This is a genomic window from Streptomyces sp. NPDC001153 (genome assembly GCF_053598315.1).
Genome location: NZ_JBSFJZ010000004.1, coordinates 43,259 through 66,211, shown reverse-complemented (window position 1 = coordinate 66,211; position 22,953 = coordinate 43,259). Strand labels below are relative to the sequence as shown.

Annotated in this window: 21 protein-coding genes; 9 read left to right on the top strand and 12 right to left on the bottom strand. The window is 70.7% G+C overall.

Annotated elements, in window-relative coordinates; all coding sequences use genetic code 11:
* Position 1: 1 nt before the first annotated feature.
* The 6 genes from ACWDEN_RS05530 to ACWDEN_RS05505 all read right to left on the bottom strand — a co-directional run bounded on the left by ACWDEN_RS05530 (position 2) and on the right by ACWDEN_RS05505 (position 7,040).
* Positions 2 to 1,774: an IucA/IucC family protein gene (locus ACWDEN_RS05530; protein WP_450857413.1), complete on the bottom strand. Its 1,773-nt coding sequence runs from the start codon at positions 1,772 to 1,774 to the stop codon at positions 2 to 4.
* Positions 1,771 to 2,301, bottom strand: a complete 531-nt coding sequence (locus ACWDEN_RS05525; RefSeq protein ID WP_450857411.1) for a GNAT family N-acetyltransferase — start codon at positions 2,299 to 2,301, stop codon at positions 1,771 to 1,773. Before ACWDEN_RS05525 ends, ACWDEN_RS05530 begins: the two co-directional genes overlap by 4 nt.
* Positions 2,298 to 3,578 (bottom strand): lysine N(6)-hydroxylase/L-ornithine N(5)-oxygenase family protein, encoded by a 1,281-nt coding sequence (locus ACWDEN_RS05520; RefSeq protein ID WP_450857409.1) that lies wholly within the window; start codon positions 3,576 to 3,578, stop codon positions 2,298 to 2,300. The genes ACWDEN_RS05525 and ACWDEN_RS05520 overlap by 4 nt, the downstream gene beginning before the upstream one ends.
* The gene (gene desA / locus ACWDEN_RS05515) at positions 3,562 to 5,004 is read right to left on the bottom strand and encodes a lysine decarboxylase DesA (protein WP_450857407.1); all 1,443 of its coding nucleotides are present in this window, start codon (positions 5,002 to 5,004) and stop codon (positions 3,562 to 3,564) included. The genes ACWDEN_RS05520 and desA overlap by 17 nt, the downstream gene beginning before the upstream one ends.
* Before the next feature lie 127 nt (positions 5,005 to 5,131).
* Positions 5,132 to 5,986, bottom strand: a complete 855-nt coding sequence (locus ACWDEN_RS05510) for a siderophore-interacting protein (protein WP_450857405.1) — start codon at positions 5,984 to 5,986, stop codon at positions 5,132 to 5,134.
* Between the two features lie 10 nt (positions 5,987 to 5,996).
* On the bottom strand, positions 5,997 to 7,040 hold the full coding sequence (locus tag ACWDEN_RS05505) for an ABC transporter substrate-binding protein (RefSeq protein ID WP_450857403.1): 1,044 nt from the start codon (positions 7,038 to 7,040) through the stop codon (positions 5,997 to 5,999).
* A gap of 243 nt (positions 7,041 to 7,283) precedes the next feature.
* Here ACWDEN_RS05505 and ACWDEN_RS05500 point away from each other — a divergent pair, with 243 nt between their 5' ends.
* The 3 genes from ACWDEN_RS05500 (at position 7,284) to ACWDEN_RS05490 (ending at position 10,082) form a co-directional block, all read left to right on the top strand.
* Positions 7,284 to 8,417, top strand: coding sequence for a polyprenyl synthetase family protein (locus tag ACWDEN_RS05500; RefSeq protein WP_351608912.1), 1,134 nt, complete (start codon positions 7,284 to 7,286; stop codon positions 8,415 to 8,417).
* Positions 8,414 to 9,106: a biliverdin-producing heme oxygenase gene (locus tag ACWDEN_RS05495; protein WP_351608910.1), complete on the top strand. Its 693-nt coding sequence runs from the start codon at positions 8,414 to 8,416 to the stop codon at positions 9,104 to 9,106. Before ACWDEN_RS05500 ends, ACWDEN_RS05495 begins: the two co-directional genes overlap by 4 nt.
* 232 nt (positions 9,107 to 9,338) lie before the next feature.
* The gene (locus ACWDEN_RS05490; protein ID WP_450857401.1) at positions 9,339 to 10,082 is read left to right on the top strand and encodes a dienelactone hydrolase family protein; all 744 of its coding nucleotides are present in this window, start codon (positions 9,339 to 9,341) and stop codon (positions 10,080 to 10,082) included.
* 54 nt (positions 10,083 to 10,136) lie between these two features.
* Here the strand turns inward: ACWDEN_RS05490 and ACWDEN_RS05485 are convergent, their stop codons facing one another.
* From ACWDEN_RS05485 to ACWDEN_RS05470, 4 genes are read right to left on the bottom strand one after another with little or no spacing between them, the layout of a single operon-like run.
* Entirely contained in the window at positions 10,137 to 11,297 is a 1,161-nt protein-coding gene (locus tag ACWDEN_RS05485; RefSeq protein ID WP_351608905.1) for an acyl-CoA dehydrogenase family protein, read from the bottom strand.
* A 5-nt stretch (positions 11,298 to 11,302) separates the two neighbouring features.
* Entirely contained in the window at positions 11,303 to 12,247 is a 945-nt protein-coding gene (locus ACWDEN_RS05480) for a hydroxymethylglutaryl-CoA lyase (RefSeq protein ID WP_351608903.1), read from the bottom strand.
* Positions 12,244 to 14,160 (bottom strand): ATP-binding protein, encoded by a 1,917-nt coding sequence (locus ACWDEN_RS05475; protein WP_450857398.1) that lies wholly within the window; start codon positions 14,158 to 14,160, stop codon positions 12,244 to 12,246. The genes ACWDEN_RS05480 and ACWDEN_RS05475 overlap by 4 nt, the downstream gene beginning before the upstream one ends.
* An 11-nt stretch (positions 14,161 to 14,171) precedes the next feature.
* Entirely contained in the window at positions 14,172 to 15,788 is a 1,617-nt protein-coding gene (locus tag ACWDEN_RS05470) for a carboxyl transferase domain-containing protein (RefSeq protein WP_351608898.1), read from the bottom strand.
* 107 nt (positions 15,789 to 15,895) lie between these two features.
* Here ACWDEN_RS05470 and ACWDEN_RS05465 point away from each other — a divergent pair, with 107 nt between their 5' ends.
* The 5 genes from ACWDEN_RS05465 (at position 15,896) to ACWDEN_RS05445 (ending at position 19,930) form a co-directional block, all read left to right on the top strand.
* A complete protein-coding gene (locus ACWDEN_RS05465) occupies positions 15,896 to 16,495 on the top strand; it encodes an SACE_7040 family transcriptional regulator (protein ID WP_351608895.1) in 600 nt (199 codons plus the stop codon).
* 50 nt (positions 16,496 to 16,545) lie between these two features.
* Complete coding sequence (locus ACWDEN_RS05460) at positions 16,546 to 17,079, top strand: Uma2 family endonuclease (protein ID WP_450857395.1); 534 nt, start codon at positions 16,546 to 16,548, stop codon at positions 17,077 to 17,079.
* 136 nt (positions 17,080 to 17,215) lie between these two features.
* Complete coding sequence (locus ACWDEN_RS05455; protein WP_158921020.1) at positions 17,216 to 18,373, top strand: acyl-CoA dehydrogenase family protein; 1,158 nt, start codon at positions 17,216 to 17,218, stop codon at positions 18,371 to 18,373.
* A gap of 47 nt (positions 18,374 to 18,420) precedes the next feature.
* A complete protein-coding gene (locus ACWDEN_RS05450) occupies positions 18,421 to 19,299 on the top strand; it encodes an acyl-CoA thioesterase (protein ID WP_351608890.1) in 879 nt (292 codons plus the stop codon).
* Positions 19,300 to 19,504: 205 nt separating this feature from the next.
* On the top strand, positions 19,505 to 19,930 hold the full coding sequence (locus tag ACWDEN_RS05445) for a hypothetical protein (protein ID WP_450857393.1): 426 nt from the start codon (positions 19,505 to 19,507) through the stop codon (positions 19,928 to 19,930).
* An 84-nt stretch (positions 19,931 to 20,014) separates the two neighbouring features.
* Here the strand turns inward: ACWDEN_RS05445 and ACWDEN_RS05440 are convergent, their stop codons facing one another.
* Complete coding sequence (locus ACWDEN_RS05440) at positions 20,015 to 20,803, bottom strand: phosphatase (RefSeq protein ID WP_351608884.1); 789 nt, start codon at positions 20,801 to 20,803, stop codon at positions 20,015 to 20,017.
* Positions 20,804 to 20,900: 97 nt separating this feature from the next.
* Positions 20,901 to 21,593, bottom strand: a complete 693-nt coding sequence (locus tag ACWDEN_RS05435; protein WP_351608882.1) for a response regulator transcription factor — start codon at positions 21,591 to 21,593, stop codon at positions 20,901 to 20,903.
* Between the two features lie 184 nt (positions 21,594 to 21,777).
* On the opposite strand from ACWDEN_RS05435, the gene ACWDEN_RS05430 reads away from it, so the two are divergent.
* Positions 21,778 to 22,911, top strand: coding sequence for a sensor histidine kinase (locus ACWDEN_RS05430; RefSeq protein ID WP_351608879.1), 1,134 nt, complete (start codon positions 21,778 to 21,780; stop codon positions 22,909 to 22,911).
* Positions 22,912 to 22,953 lie beyond the last annotated feature (42 nt).

Sequence of the window (22,953 nt, the reverse complement as noted above, 5' to 3'; positions counted from 1 at the left end):
CTCAGAGCCCGGCGATCGGGTTCTTCAGCGCGCCGACGAGTTGAAGCGCGCCCGAGGGATCGGCCAGGTCCACCATCTGCCTGTTGTCGCGCAGTTGGAGCCGGTTCAGGCAGGACAGGGCGAACTCCGGGGCGAACATGTCGTACTGGCGGAATCTGTCGGACAGTTCGGGGTTGGCGTCCTGGTACTCGCGGGTGACCTCCGCGACCGTGCGCCAGAAGGTGTCCTCCTCCAGGATCCCCTCGGCGGCGAGACGCGCGGCGAGGAAGCGGAAGAAGCAGTCGAAGACGTCCGTGAAGATGGAGAGGAGCTTCTGCTCCTCCGGGACCTCGACGCGGATGCGTGCGACCTCCGGCGGCAGGACCGCGTCCGGGTCCATCACCGCGATCTCCTCGGCGATGTCCTTGTAGACCGCCCGCTGCACCACCCCGTCCTTCAGCACCAGGATCACGTTCTCGCCGTGCGGCATGAAGACGAGGTCGTAGGCGTAGAAGCTGTGCAGGAGCGGGGTGTAGTAGGCACGGAGGTAGCGCCGTAGCCACTGCGTCGGTGTGAGGCCCGACCGGTCGATCAGCGCGCCCGCGAAGGAGGCGCCGGTGTGGTCCACGTGGAGGAGGGAGGCCATGGTGGCGAGGGACTCGCCCTCCCCGAGGGAGGGCACGGGGCTCTCCCGCCACAGCGCGGCCAGCATCTTACGGTACGGCGAGTAGCGGTCGGTGGCCTGCTCGTACTCCAGGTGGCGGTAACCGACGGCCGCGCGCTCGCGGATGATCGTCAGGCCCGTCGACTTCAGCACGGGGTCGTTCTCGATCAGCTGGGCCAGCCAGTCGTTGATGGCGGGGGTGGACTCCATGTAGGCGGCGGACAGGCCGCGCATGAAGCCCATGTTGAGGACCGACAGGGCCGTCTTCACATAGTGCTTGCGCGGATTGCTGGTGTTGAAGAAGGTGCGTATCGACTGCTGGGCCAGGTACTCGTCGTCGCCCTCGCCGAGGCAGACCAGGCGCCGGCGAGCCACCTCGGCGGCGAAGGTGACGGAGAGCTTGTTCCACCACTGCCAGGGGTGAACGGGGATGAGGAGGTAGTCGGCGGGGTCCAGGTCCTGGTCGGTGAGGAGCGTACGGAAACGGTTCAGCGTCTCCTCGCCCAGCTCCTCCCGCAGGAAGGACTCGTACTCGATCCCGGCACCCGCCGTGAACGCGGCCCGCGAGCGGTGCGCGGCCAGCCACACCAGCCGGACCGGGCTCGCCGTCTCCGGGGCGTACGACAGGTACTCGTGGATGCCGAACCCGAGCCGTCCGTTGTTCGCGACGAAGCAGGGGTGACCCTCGGTCATCCCGGTCTCGATGGCCTGGAAGCCCTGGCGGGCGAGCTCGGCGGAGGTCACCTTCGGTTTGGTGAGCTTGTAGCAGGTGCCGGAGAGGGTCGAGGAGATCTCCTCCAGGTAGACGGGCAGGATCTCGTCGCTCAGGCCCAGGGAGTTCTTCAGTTCTATGAAGAAGTCGAAGGCTGCCAAGGGAAGTTCGGTGGCTCCCCGGTGGCGGGTGATGGAGTCGGCGTCGATCTGCCAGTGGTCGAGGGCGCGGCGGACGGCGGAGAAACGGTACGTGGTTCCCCCGTCGTCGCTGTGGACCGCGTACCGTTCGTCGTCGAGGGCCTCCGGCGTGATCAGCCGCTCGTGCGCGAACTCCGCGAGCGCCTTGCGGATGAGCAGACGGTTGGCGGTCGCCCAGCGCTCGGGGGAGAGGTGGGCCACCGCGTCGGCGAGACTCACAGGGCCACCCCCGTCGCGGCGACGAACTGCTCGCGGGTGCAGAAGCTCAGCAACGCCTTCTTCTCCGGCTTCTGGATCTCCCGCTCGGGCACGAACCCGACGGCCTCGTTCAGGGCGTGCACGGCCTTGTTGGCCACGTCCGGTTCGACCACCACGCGTTCCACGGCGGCGTCCTCGAAGAGGTGCGCCATCACGGCGGTGATGACGGTCCGCGTGAACCCGTGCACGGGCGTGTCGGTCGGTGGGACCAGGAAGTGCATGCCGACGTCGCCCGGCCGGGGCTCGTACAGGCCGACCAGTTCGCGGTGTGCGGGGTCGTACTGCTCCATCAGGAACACCGGCACCCCGTCCAGCAGCCCGAGCAGCGCGTGATGGTGTTCGTCAGCCGCGATCTCCATGTACGCGCGTTCGACGTCCTCCAGCCTCGCGTCCTGCATCATCCAGAAGGCCGCCTTGGGGTGGGTGACCCAGGAGTGCAGCAGCTCGGCGTCCTGCAGCGGATCTACGGTACGGAAAGTGAAAGTCATACTGCGAACTCCTGGAACGCGATGGTCTTCTCGACCGGGTAGTACTCGCTGCCGAGCAGCTCGCGGATGATGTACGCGTTGCGGTACGCCCCCATGCCCAGGTCGGGGCTGGTGATGCTGTGGGTGTGGACGCCGGCGTTCTGCAGGAAGACGCCTCGGCCGGTGACGTCGATGGCGTAGTTGCGGGCCACGTCGAAGCGGCCGTGTCCGTCGAAGCGGAGGCGGTCACGGACCGGGGCGAGGAAGGCCGGGGGCTGGTAGTGGTAGCCGGTGGCCAGCAGCAGGCCCTCGGTGCGGATCTCGAAGTCCTTGTCCTGCTCGTCCTGGCGGAAGCCCAGGGTGTACGCGCCGTCCGAGTAAGTGGCGCTGCGCAGGGTGGAGTTGGTGAGCAGCCGCGTCGGCAGGGGGCCGGTGAGGTTCTTCTGGTAGAGCAGGTCGAAGATCGAGTCGATCAGATCCGAGTTGATGCCCTTGAACAGGCCCTTCTGCTGCTTCTCCAGCCGGTAGCGGGTCTCCTCGGGCAGCGCGCGGAAGTAGTCGATGTAGTCCGGGCTGGTCATCTCCAGGGTGAGTTTGGTGTATTCGAGGGGGAAGAAGCGGGGGGAGCGGGTGACCCAGTTGAGCTGGTAGCCGTGGACGTCGATCTCGGCGAGCAGCTCGTGGTAGATCTCGGCCGCGCTCTGGCCGCTGCCGACGACGGTGATGGACTTCTTCGCCTGCAGCTCCGTCTTGCGGTGCATGTACTGGGAGGTGTGCAGCACACCGTCACCGGCCAGACCCTGACAGGGCTGCGGGATGTGGGGGGTCGTCCCCGTGCCGAGGACCAGGTGCCGGGCGCGGAACGTTTCACCGGCCTGCGTGTGCACGCCGTACAGCCCGTCCTCGTACGTCACCTCGGTGACCGTCGTGCCGAAGCGGACGCTGCTGAGTTTGCCCGCCGCCCAGCGGCAGTAGTCGTCGTACTCGACGCGCAGCGGATAGAAGTTCTCGCGGATGTAGAACGAGTACAGCCTCCCCTTCTCCTTCAGGTAGTTGAGGAAGGAGTACGGCGAGGTCGGGTCGGCGAGGGTGACCAGGTCCGACATGAACGGGGTCTGGAGGTGGGCGCCGTCCAGGAACATCCCGGCGTGCCACTCGAAGTCCGGCTTGGAGTCCAGGAAGACCCCGTTCAGGCCCGCGATGGGTTCGGTGAGGCAGGCGAGGCCGAGGTTGAAGGGGCCGAGCCCGATCCCCACGAAGTCGTAGGTCTTTTCCAGGGCTTCAGGACGCGCGGTCAAGGGACTCTCCCAGGTACTGCTCGGCGTGGCCGGCGATCAGGTCGAGGACGGCGGCGATGTCGGCCGGCGTCGTCTCGGGGTTGAGCAGGGTGAACTTCAGGTAGTGGCGGCCGCCGGCCTCGGTGCCCGCGACCACGGCGTCCCCGGAGGCGAACAGGGCCTTGCGGGCGTAGAGGTTGGCGCGGTCGATCTCGGCCGGGTCGGTGACGGCCGCCGGGATGCAGCGGAAGACCAGGGTGGACAGGGTGGGTTCCACGACGACGTCGAAGCGGGGGTCGGCGGCGAGCAGTTTCCAGCCCTCGGCCGCCAGGTCGCAGACCTCGTCGAAGAGCTGCCCGATGCCGTCGGCGCCCATCACCCGCAGGGTCATCCACAGTTTGAGGGCGTCGAAGCGGCGGGTGGTCTGCAGGGACTTGTCGACCTGGTTGGGGATGCGTTCCTGCACCATGCGGCGCGGGTTGAGGTACTCCGCGTGGTAGGTGGCGTGGCGCAGGGTGGCCGCGTCCCGCACCAGGACGGCGGACGAACTCACCGGCTGGAAGAAGGACTTGTGGTAGTCGACGGTGACGGAGTCGGCGCGTTCGATGCCGGTGAGGAGGTGGCGGCGGGTGGGCGAGGCGAGCAGCCCGCAGCCGTAGGCGGCGTCGACGTGCATCCACACGCCGTACTGGGCGCACAGCCCGGCGATCTCCGGGAGGGGGTCGATGGAGCCGAAGTCGGTGGTGCCGGCGGTGGCGACGACCGCCATCGGCACCAGCCCGTCGCGCCGGCAGCGCTCCAGCTCATGGGCGAGGGTGACGGTCTGCAGCCGCTTGTCGTGGTCCACGGGGACGGGGACGACCGCCTCCTGGCCGAGCCCGAGGAGTTTGGCGGACTTCTTCACGCTGAAGTGGCTGACCTCGGAGGCGAAGATCCGCAGTCGGGCCGGGCTGTCGGTCTTCGCCTCCTCCCGTGCCAGCAGCAGCGCCTGGAGGTTGGACTGGGTGCCGCCCGAGGTGAACACGCCGTCGGCGGCGGGCCCGAGGCCGATCCGGTGGGCCGTCCAGTCGATGAGCCTGCGCTCGATGAGGGTGCCGCCGGCCGACTGGTCCCAGGTGTCGAGGGAGGAGTTGACCGCCGAGAGCACGGCCTCGCCGAGCACCGCGGGGATGGCGACGGGGCAGTTGAGGTGGGCGAGGTAGCGGGGGTGGTGGAAGTAGACCGCGTCGCGGAGGTAGACGTCCTCCAGCTCGTCCAGGACCGCGGCGGTGTCGCCGAGCGGGCGGTCCAGGTCGATGGCGTCGATCCGGGGGGAGAGGGCGTCGGCGGTGACGCCGGTGAACGGACGGTCGGTGGTGGCGAGTTTGGCCGCCACCCGCTCGACTCCTTCGGTCACGGAGCTGCGGTAGTGCTCCGCGGTGAGGCCATTGAGCAGGTGCGAGCGCATGTGGGGGTCCTCCGAGGGGACAGTCCGTGCGGGTGTGAACGGAACCGCTTTCAACTTAGGTTAGCCTAACCTAAGTTTATTGGATCAAGGCGTGCGTCACCCGTGACCGGTGTCACCCGCAAGGGAGTTACCCGGCCGCCCGCAGCTGGTCCTCGGCCATCCCCTGCCGCCAGTACCCGACGAAGGTCACCCGGCGCCGGTCGACCCCGCGCTCGCCGACGAAGTGCCGCCGCAGCGCCTTCACCTGCCCCGACTCACCGGCGATCCACACGTACGGCCGCCCGGCACGGGGAAGTCGGGCGGCTCGTACGGCGTCGACGGCCATGGGGGACCCGTCGTGCCGTACGAGCCACGTGATCTCCGCGTCCGCCTGCGTGCGCACGTCCTGGATGTCACCGGCGTGCGGCACCTCCAGCCAGGCCCGGGCGCATGTGCCGGCGGGCAGGGACTCCAGGATGGCGGTCGCGGCCGGTACGGCGGTCTCGTCGCCGCACAGGACGACGAGGTCGGTGTCCTCGGGCGGGCGGAAGCGGATGGCGCGGTTGTCGGCGATCGCCGGACCGAGCAGCAGCACCCGGTCGCCGGGGGTGGCACGGGAGGCCCAGTGGGAGGCGGGGCCGGCGGGGGTGGGGGCGCCGGGTCCGATGCCGTGCAGCGCGAAGTCGATGTCGATCTCGACCGTGCTGCCCTCGGCGTCCCGGCGCAGGGACCGCAGCGTGTACGAACGCATCACCGCCCGTACGTCATCGGGCAGTTCACGCCAGGCCTGCCACCAGCCGTCCCCCAGGTCCAGGGGCACGACGGGCTCCGGCTGACCCGGATGCGGCAGGAACAGGGAGAGGGACTGGTCGCGCCCGTCGGAGTGGAACGCGTGCAGACCGGCTCCGCCGAAGGTGACGCGGACGAGAGACGGCCCCAGCCGCCTCGTCCGTACGACCTGCAGGGAGAAGAAGCGGAAGGGGGTGGCCACGGCCGTCGTCATCAGGGGCTCCTCAGCTGACCTTCTTGGCCTTCTCCAGGGCCTCGGCCAGGCTGTTCACAAGCGGCACGCACTTGTCGTACGAAAGGATCGGCTCGGGCGACCGGGCGATGACCTGCCCCGCCTTCACCGCGGGCAGCTTCTTCCACGTCGGCTTGGTGATGCCGGCCGGCTGGATCGCCGACGACCGGTCGTCCATCATGATGATGTCGGCCTTGTATTTGTCGACGTTCTCCCAGCTCAGCGACTCGTACCAGCCACCGCCCTGCTTCTTGGCGCTCTCCGGCGGCTCGACGAAGTTCACGCCCAGGGCCTTGAAGTACTCCAGGTCGATCGAGAGGTTGGTGCCGGAGACGTAGAACAGCGGGTCGCTGGCGCTGCCGGCCATCACCTTGATGTCCGGCTTGGCCTTGGCGGCGGCGCGCAGCCGGGCGGCCGCGGCCTCGAACCGCTTCCTGGCGTCGGCCACCTTCGCGGCCTTCATGTCCGCCCCCAGCGATTCGGCCAAGTCCCACATGCGCTGCAGCGGTTGGGTGAGCTGGCGGTCGTATACGGAGATGCCGATGCTGGGGGCCAGCTGGGCGATCTTCTTCTTCGATTCCTCGGGGACGTACCAGAGGGTGCCGGCGTCGTCGAACATCGTCGTGATCAGCAGGTCCGGCGCGAGCGAGGCGAACTTCTCGATGCTGAACTGGCCCCAGGCGTTGCCGAGGACGGTCACCTTGCTGACGTCCATGTCGCCGGCCTGGACGTCGGCCTTGCCGTCCTTGGTCGTCGGTCCGAAGACGCCCCTGACCTGGACGCCGTAGTCGTGGAGCGCGGCGCCGACACCGGTGAAGGCGACGATGTTCGCGGGGACCCTGTCGAGCTTCACGGTCGTGCCGCGGTCGTCCTTGAAGGACCAGGGCCCGGACTTGGCGGCCGTCGTGCCCTTGCCGGAGCCACTGTCTTTGCCCTTGCCGTCCCCGCAGGCGGCGAGCGCGGCGCCGAGTCCGACGGCGCCGCCGGCGGCGAGGAGGCCGCGGCGAGTGAGGTGGGTGGCACGGGCATGCGACATGGGTATGACTGCTTTCGAACGGGGCGGAGCGCCCGCCGGACAGGTTCGAAGGTAGGTTAGCCTAACCTTCCTTGATGTCCAGGAGGGGGCGGCTCACGCGTCCCGCGCGGGGCGAGCGAATCCGGTCAACTTCCGTCGTCTGCCTCGCTACTTCGCTTCTCCGCCATGGCCGTTTGGATCATGTCTCACTACGTTGAGTCGCGCGTCGGCTGCTGTGAGGTGCCGATCGAGACGGAGGTGTGCGTGACAACGACGTCGAGCGACGTGCAGGTGGAGGCGGTGGTCCGGGAGGACGCCGCACTTCTGGAGGCGGACCTGGACCGGTTCCTCGCCACCCTGGCCCCGGTGCCGTCCGGCGCGGCGGACTCCGTCCGCGGCGCAGCCCTCGGGCGCGCCCTGTACGGACCGGTGGCCGACGCCGTCGGATCCAAGGCCGGCCAGGAGGCCCTGCGGCCCGCTCCCGGCGCGCCCGGCGGAGGACGACCGCTGCGGCCGTCGATGGTCTACTGGGCCTACCGCAACTACCGGGGGTTCGGCGCACCGGAGGCGGAGGGCGAGGGACTCGCCGCGGTCCGCCGGTCCGCCGTATCCGTCCGCGTCCTGCTGAAGGCCGCGGTCGCGCTCGACGACGTCCAGGACGGCAGCGCCGTCCGCTACGGCGAACCCGCGCTGCACAGCACCCACGGTGTGCCGCTCGCCGTCAACACCGGCTCGTGGCTGATCGCGGCCGCCCTGGCGCACGCGGCCGACCCCGCCGTCGTCGACAGCCTGCTCGCATCGGTGGCCCAGGGCTTCGAGGGGCAGGCCCTCGACATCGCCACCCGCTCCCCCCGCACCCGCGCCGAACTGGCCGACGCGCCGCACGAGGAGCGGGTCGCGTTCTGGGAGTCGATGGCCGCGCTGAAGACCGGAACGCTCTTCCGGATGCCGCTCGACGCGGCACTGGCCGCCCTGCGCGTCGTCGCGGACGAGCGCGACACCCTGAACGAGGCCATGCGCCAACTCGGGCTGGCCAGCCAGCTGTTCAACGACCTGACCGACTTCGTGCCCGAGTTCGCCGGCCCCCGCACCCACGAGGACTACGACGGTCTGAGCAACCGCGTCTTCCTGGAACTCCTCGACTCCGCGCCCCCGACCGGCCGCGCGGCACTGTCCGGCGAGCCGCTGCGCTCGTACGTCCTCGGCCATCCCGAACTCGACCGCACGCTCCTCGCCCTGTCCGCCGAGGCCGTCGAGCGCAAACAGGCCGCCAAGGACGCCGTCCGCCGCGTCTGCCGCTCCCCGCACAGCGCCGCCTACTTCGACCTCACCGTCGAACGCAAGGGCCACCTCATCGACCGCCTCCACGACACCCTCGGGCACCGGAGCGCCGCATGACAACGACGGCATCGGCCCGGCTGCGCGCCGGCACCCGGGAGTGGCACGACGCCCTGGAGCGCACCGGCTTCGCCACCGCACTGTTCGCCGGCACCCTCCCCCTCGCCCGCTACACGGGCCAACTGGCCGCTCTGCGCCTGGTGCTGGGGGAGCTGGAGACGGAACTCTCCCGAGCCGCAGCCCCGTCCGTCGCCGGTCTGTGGGCGGCGGAGGACCTGCGGAAGGCCCCGCTGATCGAGCGCGATCTGCACCACTTCGCGGGCCGGGGCAGCACCCCCGGCCGGTGGCCCGCGGCGCACGCGGCGGCCTTCGCGGCGGACATCCGTACGACGGCGGCCGCGGACCCGCTCTCACTGCTGGGCTTCCTGTACGTCCTGGAGGGCTCCACCCTCGGCGCCCTGCACCTGTGCCGGTACGTCAGCCGTGCCTACGGCCTGCACGGCACCGGCGGCATCGCCTACTACGCGAGCGGCGACCGGGCCCGCTGGACCCGGTTCACCACCCGGCTGGACGGAGCCCTGGCCGACCCGGCCGCCCAGGACCGCGCCCTGGCCGCCGCCCTGCGGGCCTACCGGCACACGGCCCGCATCACCGGGGCCCTCTCGACCGGGCTGCCCCCGGCCGACGGGCCCGCGCAGCAGGGCGAGGCCGTTCTCGCCGGTCGCTCCCGCCGGCACCAGGCCGACTGAGTGGGCGTGGCGAAGGGTTCTGGCATCGGCTTCGGCCGGTCGGCTAGGTTGGGCGGCGATGACTACCGGGACGGCAGCGGGCCACACACGGATTGTTGACCCGGTGCTCTGCTGAGCGCCGAAGGGGCCGGTGCGGGCCCGCCGTCGGATCGAGGAGCCCGCACTGCGGCGCGGGCTCCGCCTCCTTCGTGTTGATCACAGGCTCGACACCTCGACCACGACAGGAGAACCCTTGCCCACCAAGATGCTGCAGATCCCCACCGCGGACGGCCAGGCCGACGCCTTCGCCGCCTTCCCCGACGACGGCGAGCGGCACCCAGGGGTGCTGATGTACCCGGACGCCTTCGGCATCCGGCCCGTGCTGCGGGAGATGGCCGGCGAACTGGCCGGGCACGGGTACTACGTGCTCGTCCCCAACTTCTTCTACCGGCACGGCCCGACACCGGTGATCGAGCTTCCCGGGTTCATCGGGGGAGACGCCCGGCGCGAGCTCATCGCCCAGCTGATGCCCCTGATCGAGGCGCACACCACCGAACGTGCCCTGAGCGACGCCGACGCCTACCTCGGGTTCCTCACCGCCCAGCCGGAGGTCGGCGCCGGACCGGTCGCGGTGACCGGCTACTGCTTCGGCGGCCTCCTGGCGATGCGCACCGCCGCGGCCCACCCCGGCCAGGTGGCCGCCGTCGCCGAGTTCCACGGCCCCGTGGGCGCCGACGGGCCCGAGATGCACCGCCTCGTGTCCCAGCTCACCGCCGAGGTCCACCTCGGCCACGCCGAGACCGACATGACGCCCGAGGCCCTCGACGAGCTCAACCAGGCCCTGGACGCCGCGGGTGTCGGCTACACCTCCGAGATCTACCCCGGCACCGTCCACGGCTTCACCATGTCCGACACCGACGCCTTCAACCCCGACGCACTGCAGCGCCACTGGGACCGCCTGCTGCCCCTCCTCGGCCGCACGCTGACCAAGAGCTGAGGCTCCGGCCCGGGTGAGGGCGGGCCCCGCTCGCCCTCACATCGGGCCGCTGCCTCAGCTCACCAGCCCCAGTTCCCGCGCGATCAGCATCCGCTGGACCTCGCTCGTGCCCTCGCCGATCTCCAGGATCTTGGAGTCGCGCCACATGCGGGCCACCGGGTACTCGTTCATGAAGCCGTAGCCGCCGTGGATCTGGGTGGCGTCCCGGGCGTTGTCGACGGCGACCGTGGAGGAGTAGAGCTTGGCGAGGGCCGCCTCCTTCTTGAAGGGTTCGCCCGCCACCAGACGGCTCGCCGCGTCGCGCCAGGCCAGGCGGGCCGTGTGGGCCTTCATCTCCATGTCGGCGATCTTGAACTGGATCGCCTGGTTCGCGCCGATCGGCCGGCCGAAGGCGTGGCGTTCCTTGGCGTACTTCACCGACTCGTCCACACAGCCCTGGGCCAGGCCCGTCGCGAGGGCCGCGATGGCGATCCGGCCCTCGTCCAGGATGCGCAGGAACTGGGCGTAGCCGCGGCCCTCCTCGCCGAGCAGGTTGGCGGCCGGGACACGGACATCGGCGAAGGACAGCTCACGGGTGTCGGAGGCGTTCCAGCCCACCTTGGAGTAGGGCGCCGCCACCGTGAAGCCGGGCGTGCCGGACGGCACGATGATCGCCGAGATCTGCGGCTTGCCGTCCGGCTTGCGGCCGGTCACGGCGGTCACCGTCACCAGGCCCGTGATGTCCGTGCCCGAGTTGGTGATGAAGCACTTGGTGCCGTTGATCACCCATTCGTTCGTGTCCGGGTCCAGGCGGGCCGTCGTACGGGTCGCCCCGGCGTCGCTGCCGCCGTCCGGCTCGGTCAGGCCGAACGCGCCCAGCATCTCGCCCGTGCACAGGCGGGGCAGCCACTCGCGCTTCTGCTCCTCCGTGCCGAAGAGGTGCAGGGGCATGGCACCGAGCGAGACGCCCGCCTCCAGCGTGATGGCGACGGAGGAGTCCACTCGCGCCAGTTCCTCCAGGGCGATGCCGAGCGCCAGATAGTCGCCGCCCATGCCGCCGTACTCCTCCGGGAACGGCAGCCCGAACAGGCCCATACGGCCCATCTCGCGGACGATCTCGTACGGGAACTCGTGCCGCTCGTAGAAGTCGCCGATCTTCGGCGCCACGACGTCGTGCGCGAACTCCTCCACCGTACGGCGGAGTTCCTCCAGCTCGGGGCTGAGACGGTGGTCCATGCTGATCACTGGTCCTTGTGGGAGAGGGCGCGGACGGTACGGGACGGGCTGGGCCGGTCCAGATGGGCGGCCATCCACACGCTCGTGGCGGTCAGACGGCCGAGGTCGACCCCGGTCTCGATGCCGAGTCCGTGCAGCATCCAGACGAGGTCCTCGGTGGCGAGGTTGCCGGTGGCGGACTTCGCGTACGGGCAGCCGCCGAGCCCGCCCGCCGAGGCGTCCACGGTGGTGACGCCGTGCTGCAGGGCGGCCAGGGTGTTGGCGAGCGCCTGGCCGTAGGTGTCGTGGAAGTGCACGCCGATCACGTTCGTCGGCACGCCCTTCTCGTTGAGGACGGAGAGCAGTTCGAGGACATGGCCCGCAGTGGCGACGCCGATCGTGTCGCCCAGGCTCAGCTCGTCGCAGCCCATGTCCCTCAGGGCCGTGCAGACGCGGGCCACCTGGTGGAGGGGGACCGCGCCCTCCCAGGGGTCGCCGAAGCACATCGACACATAGCCGCGCACGTGCACGCCCCGGTCCTTGGCCTGCCGCACCACCGGCGCGAACACGGCCAGCGACTCGTCCAGCGTGCGGTTGAGGTTGGCCTTCGCGAAGGACTCCGTGGCGCTGGCGAAGACGGCGACCCGGTCGGCACCGAGGGCCAGCGCCCGGTCCAGGCCGCGCTGGTTGGGCACCAGCACCGGCAGCTCGACCCCTTCGAGCCCGCCGAGCAGCGGGAACAGCTGCTCGGCGTCGGCCAGTTGCGGCACCCACCTGGGGTGCACGAAGCTCGTCGCCTCGATCGTCGTCAGGCCCGCGTCGGCGAGCCGGCGGATGAACTCCGCCTTGATCTCGGTCGGTACGGTCCGCTGCTCGTTCTGCAGCCCGTCACGCGCGCCGACCTCGTGGATCCGCACCCGCGCGGGCAGGTCCGAGGCCGGTACGACCATGGGGAGACCCTCGGCAGTCACTCCGCCACCTCCTCGTGGGGTGCGATCACGGCGAGCACCTGGTCCATGGCGACCGTCGCGCCCGGCGTCACGTCCAGCTCGGCGACCGTGCCGGCGTGCGGGGCGGAGATGACGTGCTCCATCTTCATCGCCTCCACCACCAGCAGGCTCTGGCCGGCGGTCACCTCGTCCCCGACGGCGACCTTCACCACGGTCACCGTGCCCGGCATGGGCGCGGTCAGGGAGTCGGCGCCCGCGTGCGCGGACCGGCTGAGGGACGCGGCCACCGGGTCGTGGTCCCGCACCTGCCAGGCGTCGCCGCCGCGGCCGATCCAGTCACCGGCCCGGTGGAAGGTGTGCCGGACACCGTCGAGGGTGACGCAGACCGTGGCGTCGGTGACGGTGGAGCTGCCGCGCGGGGTGTACGTCACCGGGTCCTGCACCCGGAGGTGGAAGGCGGGCGGCCTCGGGGTGCCGCCGAGCCGCCAGCCGCTCGGCACCGAGAAGGGGTCGGTCCAGCCGTCCGTACGCGGCTCCAGCGCCTTCGCGCGTACGGCCGCAGCCGCCTCGTACACCTCCTCCGGTACGTCCGTGGTGACCAGCTCCTCCACCACGCGCTCCACCAGCCCGGTGTCCAGGTCCCCTGCCACGACCGCCGGATGGGCCAGCAGCCGCCGCAGGAACCCCGCGTTGGTCTGCACGCCCAGCGTGACCGTCTCCCCGAGCGCCGCCCGGAGCTTGCGGAGCGCGGTCTCCCGGTCGGGGCCGTGGGCGATCACCTTGGACAGCATCGGGTCGTACAGGCTGCCCACCTCGGTGCCCTCGCTGAGCCCGGAGTCGGTGCGGACGCCGTCGCCCTGCGGCTCGTCCAGCAGCAGGACGGTGCCGCCGGAGGGCAGGAAGCCGCGGGCGGGGTCTTCCGCGCAGATCCGGGCCTCGACCGCGTGCCCGGTGAGCCTCACGTCCTCCTGGGCGAAGCCCAGCTTCTCCCCGGCCGCGACCCGCAGCTGCCACTCCACCAGGTCCAGGCCGGTGACGAGCTCGGTGACCGGGTGCTCCACCTGGAGGCGGGTGTTCATCTCCATGAAGTAGTACGCGGACGGGTCCCCGCCCGGCACGATGAACTCCACCGTGCCCGCGCCCCGGTACCCGCAGCTGCGGGCCGCCTGCACGGCCGCCTCGCCCATCGCCGCGCGCGTGGCCTCGTCGAGGAGCACGCTCGGCGCCTCCTCGATGATCTTCTGGTGCCGCCGCTGGAGCGAGCACTCGCGCTCGCCGAGGTGGACCACGTTGCCGTGGCCGTCGGCCAGCACCTGGATCTCGATGTGCCGGGGCCGGTCGATCCACCGCTCCACCAGCAGGGTGTCGTCGCCGAAGGAGGCGCGGGCCTCGCGGCGGGCGGCGGCGATCTCCTCCTCCAGCACGGTCATGTCCCGCACCAGCCGCATGCCCTTGCCACCACCGCCGGCGGAGGGCTTGAGCAGCACGGGCGCGCCCAACTCGCGGGCCGACCGGGCCAGTTCGGGGTCACGTCCGCCCGGCACCACCGGCACCCCGGCCGCCTGCACGGTCTCCTTGGCGCGGATCTTGTCGCCCATGAGCGCGATGGCGTCCGCGGGCGGGCCGATGAAGACGAGTCCCGCCTCCTCGCAGGCGCGCGCGAAGCCGGCGTTCTCGGCGAGGAAGCCGTACCCCGGGTGGACGGCCTGGGCGCCGGTGCGGGCGGCGGCGTCCAGAAGGCGGCCGACGGACAGATAGCTCTCGGCGGCCGGTGCCGGACCGATCCGTACCGCCGTGTCGGCCTCCCTGACGTGCCGCGCGTCGGCGTCGGCGTCGGAGAAGACCGCCACCGAGCGCACGCCCAGCGAGCGGAGCGTACGGATGACGCGTACGGCGATCTCGCCCCGGTTGGCGACCAGCACTGTGTCGAACACGGTTCCCCTCCTCACATCCGGAAGACGCCGAACTGGGGGTCCCCCAGAGGCGCGTTGGCGCAGGCGGTCAGGGCGAGGCCCAGCACCTGACGGGTCTCGAGCGGGTCGATCACGCCGTCGTCCCAGAGGCGGGCGGTGGCGTAGTAGGCATTGCCCTGGCGCTCGTACTGCGCGCGGATCGGCGCCTTGAAGGCCTCCTCGTCCTCGGCGGGCCAGGCCTCTCCCCGGGCCTCGAGCTGGTCGCGCTTGACCGTGGCGAGGACACTGGCGGCCTGCTCGCCGCCCATCACGGAGATCTTGGCGTTGGGCCACATCCACAGGAACCGGGGGGAGTAGGCCCGGCCGCACATCGAGTAGTTGCCCGCGCCGTACGAACCGCCGACCACCACCGTCAGCTTCGGCACGCGCGTGCACGCCACCGCCGTCACCATCTTGGCGCCGTGCTTGGCGATGCCGCCCGCCTCGTAGTCCCTGCCGACCATGAACCCGGAGATGTTCTGCAGGAACACCAGCGGGATCCCGCGCTGGTCGCACAGCTCGATGAAGTGGGCGCCCTTCTGGGCGGACTCGGAGAACAGGATGCCGTTGTTGGCGACGATCCCGACCGGGTGGCCGTGGATGCGGGCGAAGCCGGTGATCAGGGTCTGCCCGAACTCGCTCTTGAACTCGGCGAACCGCGAGCCGTCGACCACGCGCGCGATGATCTCGCGTACGTCGTAGGGGGTACGGGAGTCGACCGGGACGGCGCCGTAGAGCCCGTAGGGGTCCACCTTGGGCTCTGCCGCCGGCTGGACCTCCCAGGGCAGGGTCTGCCGGGCCGGGAGCGTGGCGACGATGTTCCGCACGATCCGGAGGGCGTGCGCGTCGTCCTCGGCGAGGTGGTCGGTGACCCCGGAGATCCGGGAGTGCACCTCGCCGCCGCCCAGCTCCTCCGCCGTGACGACCTCGCCGGTGGCGGCCTTCACCAGCGGAGGCCCGCCGAGGAAGATCGTCCCCTGATTGCGGACGATCACGGCCTCGTCGCTCATGGCGGGCACATACGCCCCGCCGGCCGTGCACGATCCGAGCACGGCGGCGATCTGCGGGATCCCGGCGCCGGACATCCGGGCCTGGTTGTAGAAGATCCGCCCGAAGTGGTCCCGGTCCGGGAAGACCTCGTCCTGCATGGGCAGGAAGGCGCCGCCGGAGTCCACGAGGTAGACGCACGGCAGGCGGTTGTCGAGGGCGATCTCCTGGGCGCGCAGGTGCTTCTTCACGGTCATCGGGTAGTACGTCCCCCCCTTCACCGTGGCGTCATTGGCGACGATCACGCACTCGCGCCCGCTGACCCGCCCGATCCCGGCGATCACCCCGGCGGCCGGGGCCTGCCCGTCGTACATCCCGTCTGCCGCCAGGGGCGCCAGCTCCAGGAACGGCGACCCCGGGTCGAGCAGCGTGTCCACCCTGTCCCTCGGCAGCAGCTTGCCCCGCGCGGTGTGCCGGGCGCGCGCCTTCTCGCCGCCACCGAGCGCCGCCGCGGCCAGTTTGGCGCGCAGCTCCTCGACGAGCGCGAGATGAGCCTGTTCATTGGCCCGCCAGGCCTCCGACGCGGGATCTGCCGCGCTCCGGAGCTCCGGTGCCTCCTGCATCCTGCGGTCCCCTCACCCGGTGATCGAACCTGCGATCCGCTGTTAATGAGCGTTAACCATTTCCTTCAGGTTAACGACCGCTAACCTCGCTGTCTAGAATTGCCTGCATGGTCACCAGAACCGACGCCCCGACCCGCCGCGAGCAGATCCTCAAGGAGGCCGCCCGGCTCTTCGCCGAGCGCGGCTTCCACGGCGTCGGCGTCGACGAGATAGGCGCCGCGGTCGGCATCAGCGGCCCCGGCCTGTACCGGCACTTCCCGGGCAAGGACGCGATGCTCGCCGAGCTGCTGGTCGGTATCAGCGGCCAGCTGCTGACGGGCGCCAAGCGCCGCCTGGCGGAGACCGACGGGGACGCCCGGCCCTCGGCGGTCCTGGACTCCCTCATCGAGGGCCACATCGACTTCGCCCTGGACGACCGTCCCCTCATCACCCTGCACGACCGCGAGCTGGACCGCCTGCGCGACAGCGACCGCAAGCTGGTGCGGCAGCTCCAGCGGCAGTACGTCGAGCTGTGGGTGGAGGTGGTCCGCGAGGTCTACCCGGGGCTGTCGGAACCGACGGCCCGCTCGGCCGTCCACTCGGTCTTCGGCCTGCTGAACTCCACACCACACCTGGGGCGCGCGGGGACCCTGCCGGGGCGGGGGGCCACGGCGGCGCTGCTGCACCGGATGGCTCGGGGGGCGTTCGAGGCGGCGGGGGAGGGGTGACGCGGTAGCCTGCGGCTGCTCACTACCCTCCGGGTGCGGAGTACGCGAAGATGCGCGCGATCGCCGAGGAGCTGGATGCCTGGTCCGAGCGGCTCGAAGGATCCTGGAGTGTCGAGATCGGACCGTCCGGTCCGCTGCTGGCCATGAGATGGCCGTCGCTGCGCCGACACGGTCTGCTGCGCCGACACGGTCTGCTGCGCCGCATTCGCGACCAGCTCGACCAGCAGGTCCGCGCCACTCATCCGGGCTGCGTCTGCGTGAACGGCCCTGAGATCGAGTATCCGGCGATGGGCCGTATGCGTCGGCCGGACGTCGTCGTGATCCCCGAGGCCCTCCTGGACGAGGAGGGGTTCGCCGTCGATGCGGCGCAGGTGCTCGCGGTGGTCGAGGTTCTCTCGCCGAACCCGCATCCCGGCTTCGGTGAGAAGCTCGATGACTACCCGGCCATGGGGATCGCCCTCTACATGATCGTCGACCCGCGCACCGGCACTGTCGAGGTCCACTCCGACCCGGTCAAGGGCCGTTACGCCCACACGGAGCCGTACATCTCGGGGACTCGGTTCCGTTCGGCCCTTGGATGGTGAAGACCTCCGAGTTCCGCCGGTACGGGAAAGGCGACTGACCGGGGCCGTGGCCAAGCTCACCCTGGACGCGTCGTCGTACTCGCCGGTATCTTCGAATCTGAGCAAGCGCTTAGACAGGTACCTGGAGGTGGGCGGCGTGCGCCGTACGGTGTTCAACGAGGATCACGAGGCGTTCCGGGAGACCCTGCGCGCCTTCATCGAGGCCGAGGTCGTGCCGGTCTACGACGAGTGGTTCGCCGCCGGCCAGGCGCCGCGCGACTTCTACTACAAGCTCGGTGAGCTGGGCATCTTCGGCATCAACGTGCCGGAGGAGTTCGGCGGCGCGGGCCTGGACAGCCACAAGTTCGAGGCCGTCCTCTACGAGGAGACCGCGCGCGCGGGCGTCCAGTTCGGCGGCTCCGGCGTCCACGTGCTGCTCGCCCTGCCGTACATCAAGATGCTGGCCACGGACGAGCAGAAGAAGCGCTACCTGCCGAAGTTCGTCACCGGCGAGGAGATGTGGGCCATCGCGATGACCGAGCCGGGCACCGGCTCCGACCTCGCGGGCATGAAGTCCACCGCCAAGCTCTCCGAGGACGGCACGCACTACGTCCTCAACGGTGCCAAGACCTTCATCACCGGCGGCGTCCACGCCGACCGCGTCATCGTCTGCGCCCGTACCTCCGCGCCCACCGCCGAGGACCGCCGCCACGGCATCTCCCTGTTCGCCGTGGACACCAAGTCCGAGGGCTACTCCGTCGGCCGCAAGCTCGACAAGCTCGGCCTGAAGACCTCCGACACCGCCGAGCTGGCCTTCGTCGACGTCAAGGTCCCGGTCGAGGACCTGCTCGGCGAGGAGAACAAGGGCTTCTACTACCTCGGCCACAACCTGGCCTCCGAGCGCTGGGGCATCGCCTTCGGTGCCTACGCGCAGGCCAAGGCCGCCGTCCGGTTCGCCAAGCAGTACGTGCAGGAGCGCACCGTCTTCGGCAAGCCGGTCGCCCACTTCCAGAACACCAAGTTCGAGCTGGCCGCCTGCCAGGCCGAGGTGGACGCCGCCGAGGCCGTCGCCGACCGCGCGACCGAGGCCCTGGACGCCGGCGAGCTGACGCCCGCCGAGGCCGCCTCCGCCAAGCTGTTCTGCACCGAGGTCGCCCACCGCGTGATCGACCGCTGCCTGCAACTGCACGGCGGCTACGGCTACATGAACGAGTACCCGATAGCCCGCCTGTACGCGGACAACCGCGTCAACCGCATCTACGGCGGCACCAGCGAGATCATGAAGACGATCATCGCGAAGGACATGGGCCTGTAGGGCGGACCGGTCACCGCCGACATCACTGGCCTGTACAACTAGATGCCATGAGCCAGGCACTCCAGGATCTCCTCGATCTGCTCGACCTCGAGCAGATCGAGGAGAACATCTTCCGCGGCCAGTCCCGCTCCGCCGTCGTACCCCGTGTCTTCGGCGGCCAGGTCGCGGCACAGGCGCTGGTCGCCGCCGGGCGGACGGTCCCCGCCGACCGGCCCGCCCACTCGCTCCACGCCTACTTCCTGCGCCCGGGCGATCCCGGCGCGCCGATCGTCTACACCGTCGACCGCATCCGCGACGGGCGGTCCTTCACCACCCGCCGCGTGGTCGCCGTCCAGCACGGCAAGCCGATCTTCCACCTGTCGGCGTCCTTCCAGGTGTACGAGGAGGGGCTGGAGCACCAGGCACCCATGCCCGCCTCGCCCGACCCGGCGACCCTGCCCACCTCTCAGGAACGGCTGCGCGGCTACGACCACCTCGCCCCCGCGGTCGTCGAGAAGTTCCTCGAGGCCCGCGAGGCGATCGACCTCAGGTACGTGGAGGAGCCCCCGTACGGGCAGTTCGGCGCGCCGCGCGAGCCGCACTCACAGGTGTGGTTCCGCACCAACGGCAAGCTGGACTGTGCTTTTGACGAACCGTTGCTGCATGTCGTCCTCGCCACCTACGTCTCCGACATGACCCTCCTCGACTCCGTGCTGCTCGCGCACGGCCGCGGCGGCTGGGCGGTCGGGGACGTCGTCGGGGCCTCCCTGGACCACGCGATGTGGTTCCACCGCCCCTTCCGCGCCGACGAATGGCTGCTGTACGACCAGGAGTCGCCGTCCGCGCACGGCGGCCGCGGGCTCGGCCAGGCGCGCATCTACACACAGGACGGACGGCTCGCCATCACCGTCATCCAGGAGGGTGTCGTCCGCGTCCCGCGTGACTGATGTTGCCCCGAGGTGCCGAGTGGCCGGTGTGGCACTAGTCTCTATGAGTGAGCGCCGCAGCACACGGTGTAACCGGCCGTTCCTCTGCGGTGACACCTGAAGAGCGCGCCGTGACGTCCCCCTCAGTGAGCACGGCGCTGACCATCCGCCCCGTGTCTTCCTCATGGAGCCGCGGGAAATGATGGCAACAGAAGGGTAGCTTCCCATGCGAGCACAGCGCGTCAAGCGTTACGTCGTGATGTCCGCGGCAGGTTTCCTGCTGGCGGGCGGAGTCACAATCGGCACGGCAGGCACCGCCTCTGCGGCCCCTGCACAGCACAACCTCAGTGTCCACACCCGGCTCGTCGACTGCGGTTGTGGTTGGGGTCGGCACCACCGCCGCCACCACCACCGCGGCGGTTGGGGCTGGGGCGGCCGCTGGGGTGGCTGGGGCTGGGGCTGGGGCAATGGCAACTGGGGCAACGGCAACTGGGGCAACGGCAACTGGGGCAACGGCAACGGTGGCTGGAGCAACAGCGGCAAGAGCAGCAACACCAGCAGCAACACCAGCAGTGGCAAGAGCAGCAGCAGTAGCAGCAGTAGCAGCCACGCCAGCAACAGCAGTACCAGCATGAGCAGCGGCAGCAGCTGATCCGGTGCCGGTCGCGTCCACACTGTGCGGCTCCGCGTGCGGGGCCGCACAGTGCCGCGCCGGCGGACGGCGTTCGGGAGCCGGTCAGGAAAGGCCGGCCGCCGCCAGCAGATACGCCGTCAACGGGTCGTAGTGACGGGGGCTCACCACATGGTCGTCGAGCGGTACGACGACCTGGAGGGTGCCCTCGGACTCGGCGAGGAACAGCGCCGGGTCGTTGCAGTCGGCGTATCCCACCGAGTCCAGGCCGTGCTGTCCCGCGTAGCCCGCCCACCCGTGGTCGGCGACGACCAGGTCCGGCAGGGGCCGCCCCTCCCGCTCAAGTCCCGTGAGAATCGCCCGCATCGGCTCCCCGGAGTGGGTGTGCCACAGCGTCGCCCCGTGCTCCAGCACCGCCACGTCCGCGAACTGCATGACGTACCCCTCGTCCGTCTGCAGCCCGTCCGGGATGACCACGATCTCGCAGCCGGCGGCGCGCAGCGCGGCGGCCGTGGCCCGGTGCACGTCCAGCAGACCCCCCGGGTGCCCGGTCGCGAACAGCACCCGCTGCCGGTCCTCGGCCGCCTTGCGCAGCCGCGCCGCCATCCGCTCCAGTGCGTCCACCGTCAGCTCGGGGTCGATGGTGTCCTGTCCGTACCGGTACTCGGGATCGTCGTTGACGCCGACCCTCTCCGCCATCACCGCGAGCACGTCCTGCTCGTCCGTCCAGCGGTCGCCCAGCTCCAGGCCGAGCCAGAAGTTGCGGACACCGTTGGCGAGCTGACGGTAGTGGGAGAGGTTGTTCTCGCGGGGCGTGGCGACGTCCCCCGCGATACGGGTCCTCACCAGGTGGTCGACGAGCTGGGCGCGGCTGGGTGTCCCGGATATCGGCATGCCTCCTATTGTGAGGCAGCGTACGACGGCCGTCCTCGCGGTACCGGCGGGTGGGACGGGGGTCACCCCGGCGGACCGGCTCGGCGGCGCCCGGTCGTCAGGCGCGCTGTGGCGCCACCGCGTCCGGCCGCGCGCCCAGCCCGGCGTCGCGGGCGCGCAGCACCGCCGCTGCCCGGTCGTGCACCTCCAGTTTGGTGAAGATGCGCGAGACGTAGTTGCGTATGGTCTTCTCGGCCAGGAAGAGAGTGCGGGCGATCTGCCGATTGCTCATGCCGCCCGCGAGCAGTTCCAGGATCTCCGTCTCCCTGCTGGTCAGATGGGTCAGCTCCGCCGGCTCCGGGACGCCGCGCACACCGGCGAAATAGCTGCTGAACCGGGCCGCTATCGACGGGCTGAACGCCGCGCCCCCGCGAGCCACGATCTGCAGGGACTGCAGCAGTTCCTCGGACGACGCGATCCGCGCGAGGTAGCCGTTCACGCCGAGGCGCAGGGCGGAGAGGATGACATCGTCGTAGTCCTTCTGCGACACCACGACGATGCGCGGCCGGGTCCGCTGCAGGCGATACCGGGACACGATCCCCGTGACATCCCTGGAGATGGCTCTCTTCGACGGCGGCTCGCCGAGGATCACCACGTCCGGCTGCAGCACGCTGTCCTCGAGACATCGCAGACCACGGGACTCGTCCGCGGCCGTGCCGATGAGACGGAAGCCGTCGTCCTGCTCGACGATCGCCTCCAGTCCCGCCAGGGCGACCGGGTCCTCACTGAGGATGAACAGGTTGAACCGCATGGTTCCCTACCCCCGTTGGAACGATTCTGCGTGAATGGGGCAAGCCTAGGGTGACGGTCGACGGCGGTCATGGTGACGATCTGGCCGTTGGCATCCCCCGGTGGCCGACTCGGGGCGCACCGCGCCGGCACAACCCCGGGCGGATGGTTGGACGTTGCGCCGGCCGAACGCATACGTTCAGGGCATGGGAGACGCCTCGCGCCGACACCTGATCCTCCTCGACGGGGTGGCCGCCCTCGGCTTCGCCCTGCTCCCTCAGCTGTCGGTGGTGCGGCCGGACACCGGGAGCGGGCCGGGCGGGACCACGGCCTGGCTGCTCTCGCTCGCCACCGCGCTGCCGCTCGCCGTCCGGCGGCTGTGGCCCGTCCCGGTCCTCGCGCTCGTCCTCACCGCCTCCTGCGCGGCGTCGGCGGCCGGACTCGGCCCGGCCGTCTTCCTCGCCGCCGCCTACGCCCTGTACCTGGTCGCGTCGACCCGGCCACGCAGGCCGGGCCGCTCGGCCGTCGTGATCGGTACGGCGAGCGCGGCCGGCGCGGCCCTGCTCACGGTGACCGGCGGGCAGCACTACGAGGGCGGTACCCGGGCGGTGCAACTGCTGTTCGGGATGCTCGCGCTGGGTGCCACCTGGGCGGCGGGAGCGGCCGTGCGGGAGCGGCGGGAGAGCCTGCGCCGGGCCATCGAGCAGGCGACCGAGCAGGCGAAGGTCGAGGAGCGCATGCGTATAGCCCGGGACCTGCATGACGTCGTCACGCACAGCGTGGGCCTGATCGCGATCAAGGCCGGCGTGGCCAACCACGTGGTCGCCACCCGCCCCGAGGAAGCCCGCGAGGCCCTTGCGGTCATCGAGGACGTCAGCCGCAGGGCGTTGCGCGACATGCGGGCCACCCTCAAGGTGCTGCGCCGGGAGCCGGGCGACGGCGAGCAGGACCTGCGGCCGGTCCGGGGCCTGGCGGACCTGCCCTTGCTGGTCCGCACGGCCGAGGCGGCGGGCGTACGCGTCGAACTGCGGTCCGACCAGGCGGAAGAACCCCCCGGCGGGGTCGCGCTGGCCGCGTACCGGATCGTCCAGGAGGCGCTGACCAACGTCGTCAAACACGCCGCTCCCACCCGATGCCTGGTCCAACTCGCCGCCGTGGACGGAACGCTGACGATCGAGGTCACCGACGACGGCCCTGGTCACGGGCACCGGCCCGCCGTGCCCGGCAGCGGTATGGGCCTGGTCGGCATGAAGGAACGGGCCGCGGCGCACGGCGGGACCCTCACCGCCGGTCCCCGCCCCGGCGCCGGATTCCGGGTCCGCGCGACCCTGCCGTACTGAGGCGAGCGCACCCCGGATATGTCCTGAACTCGGTTCATACCC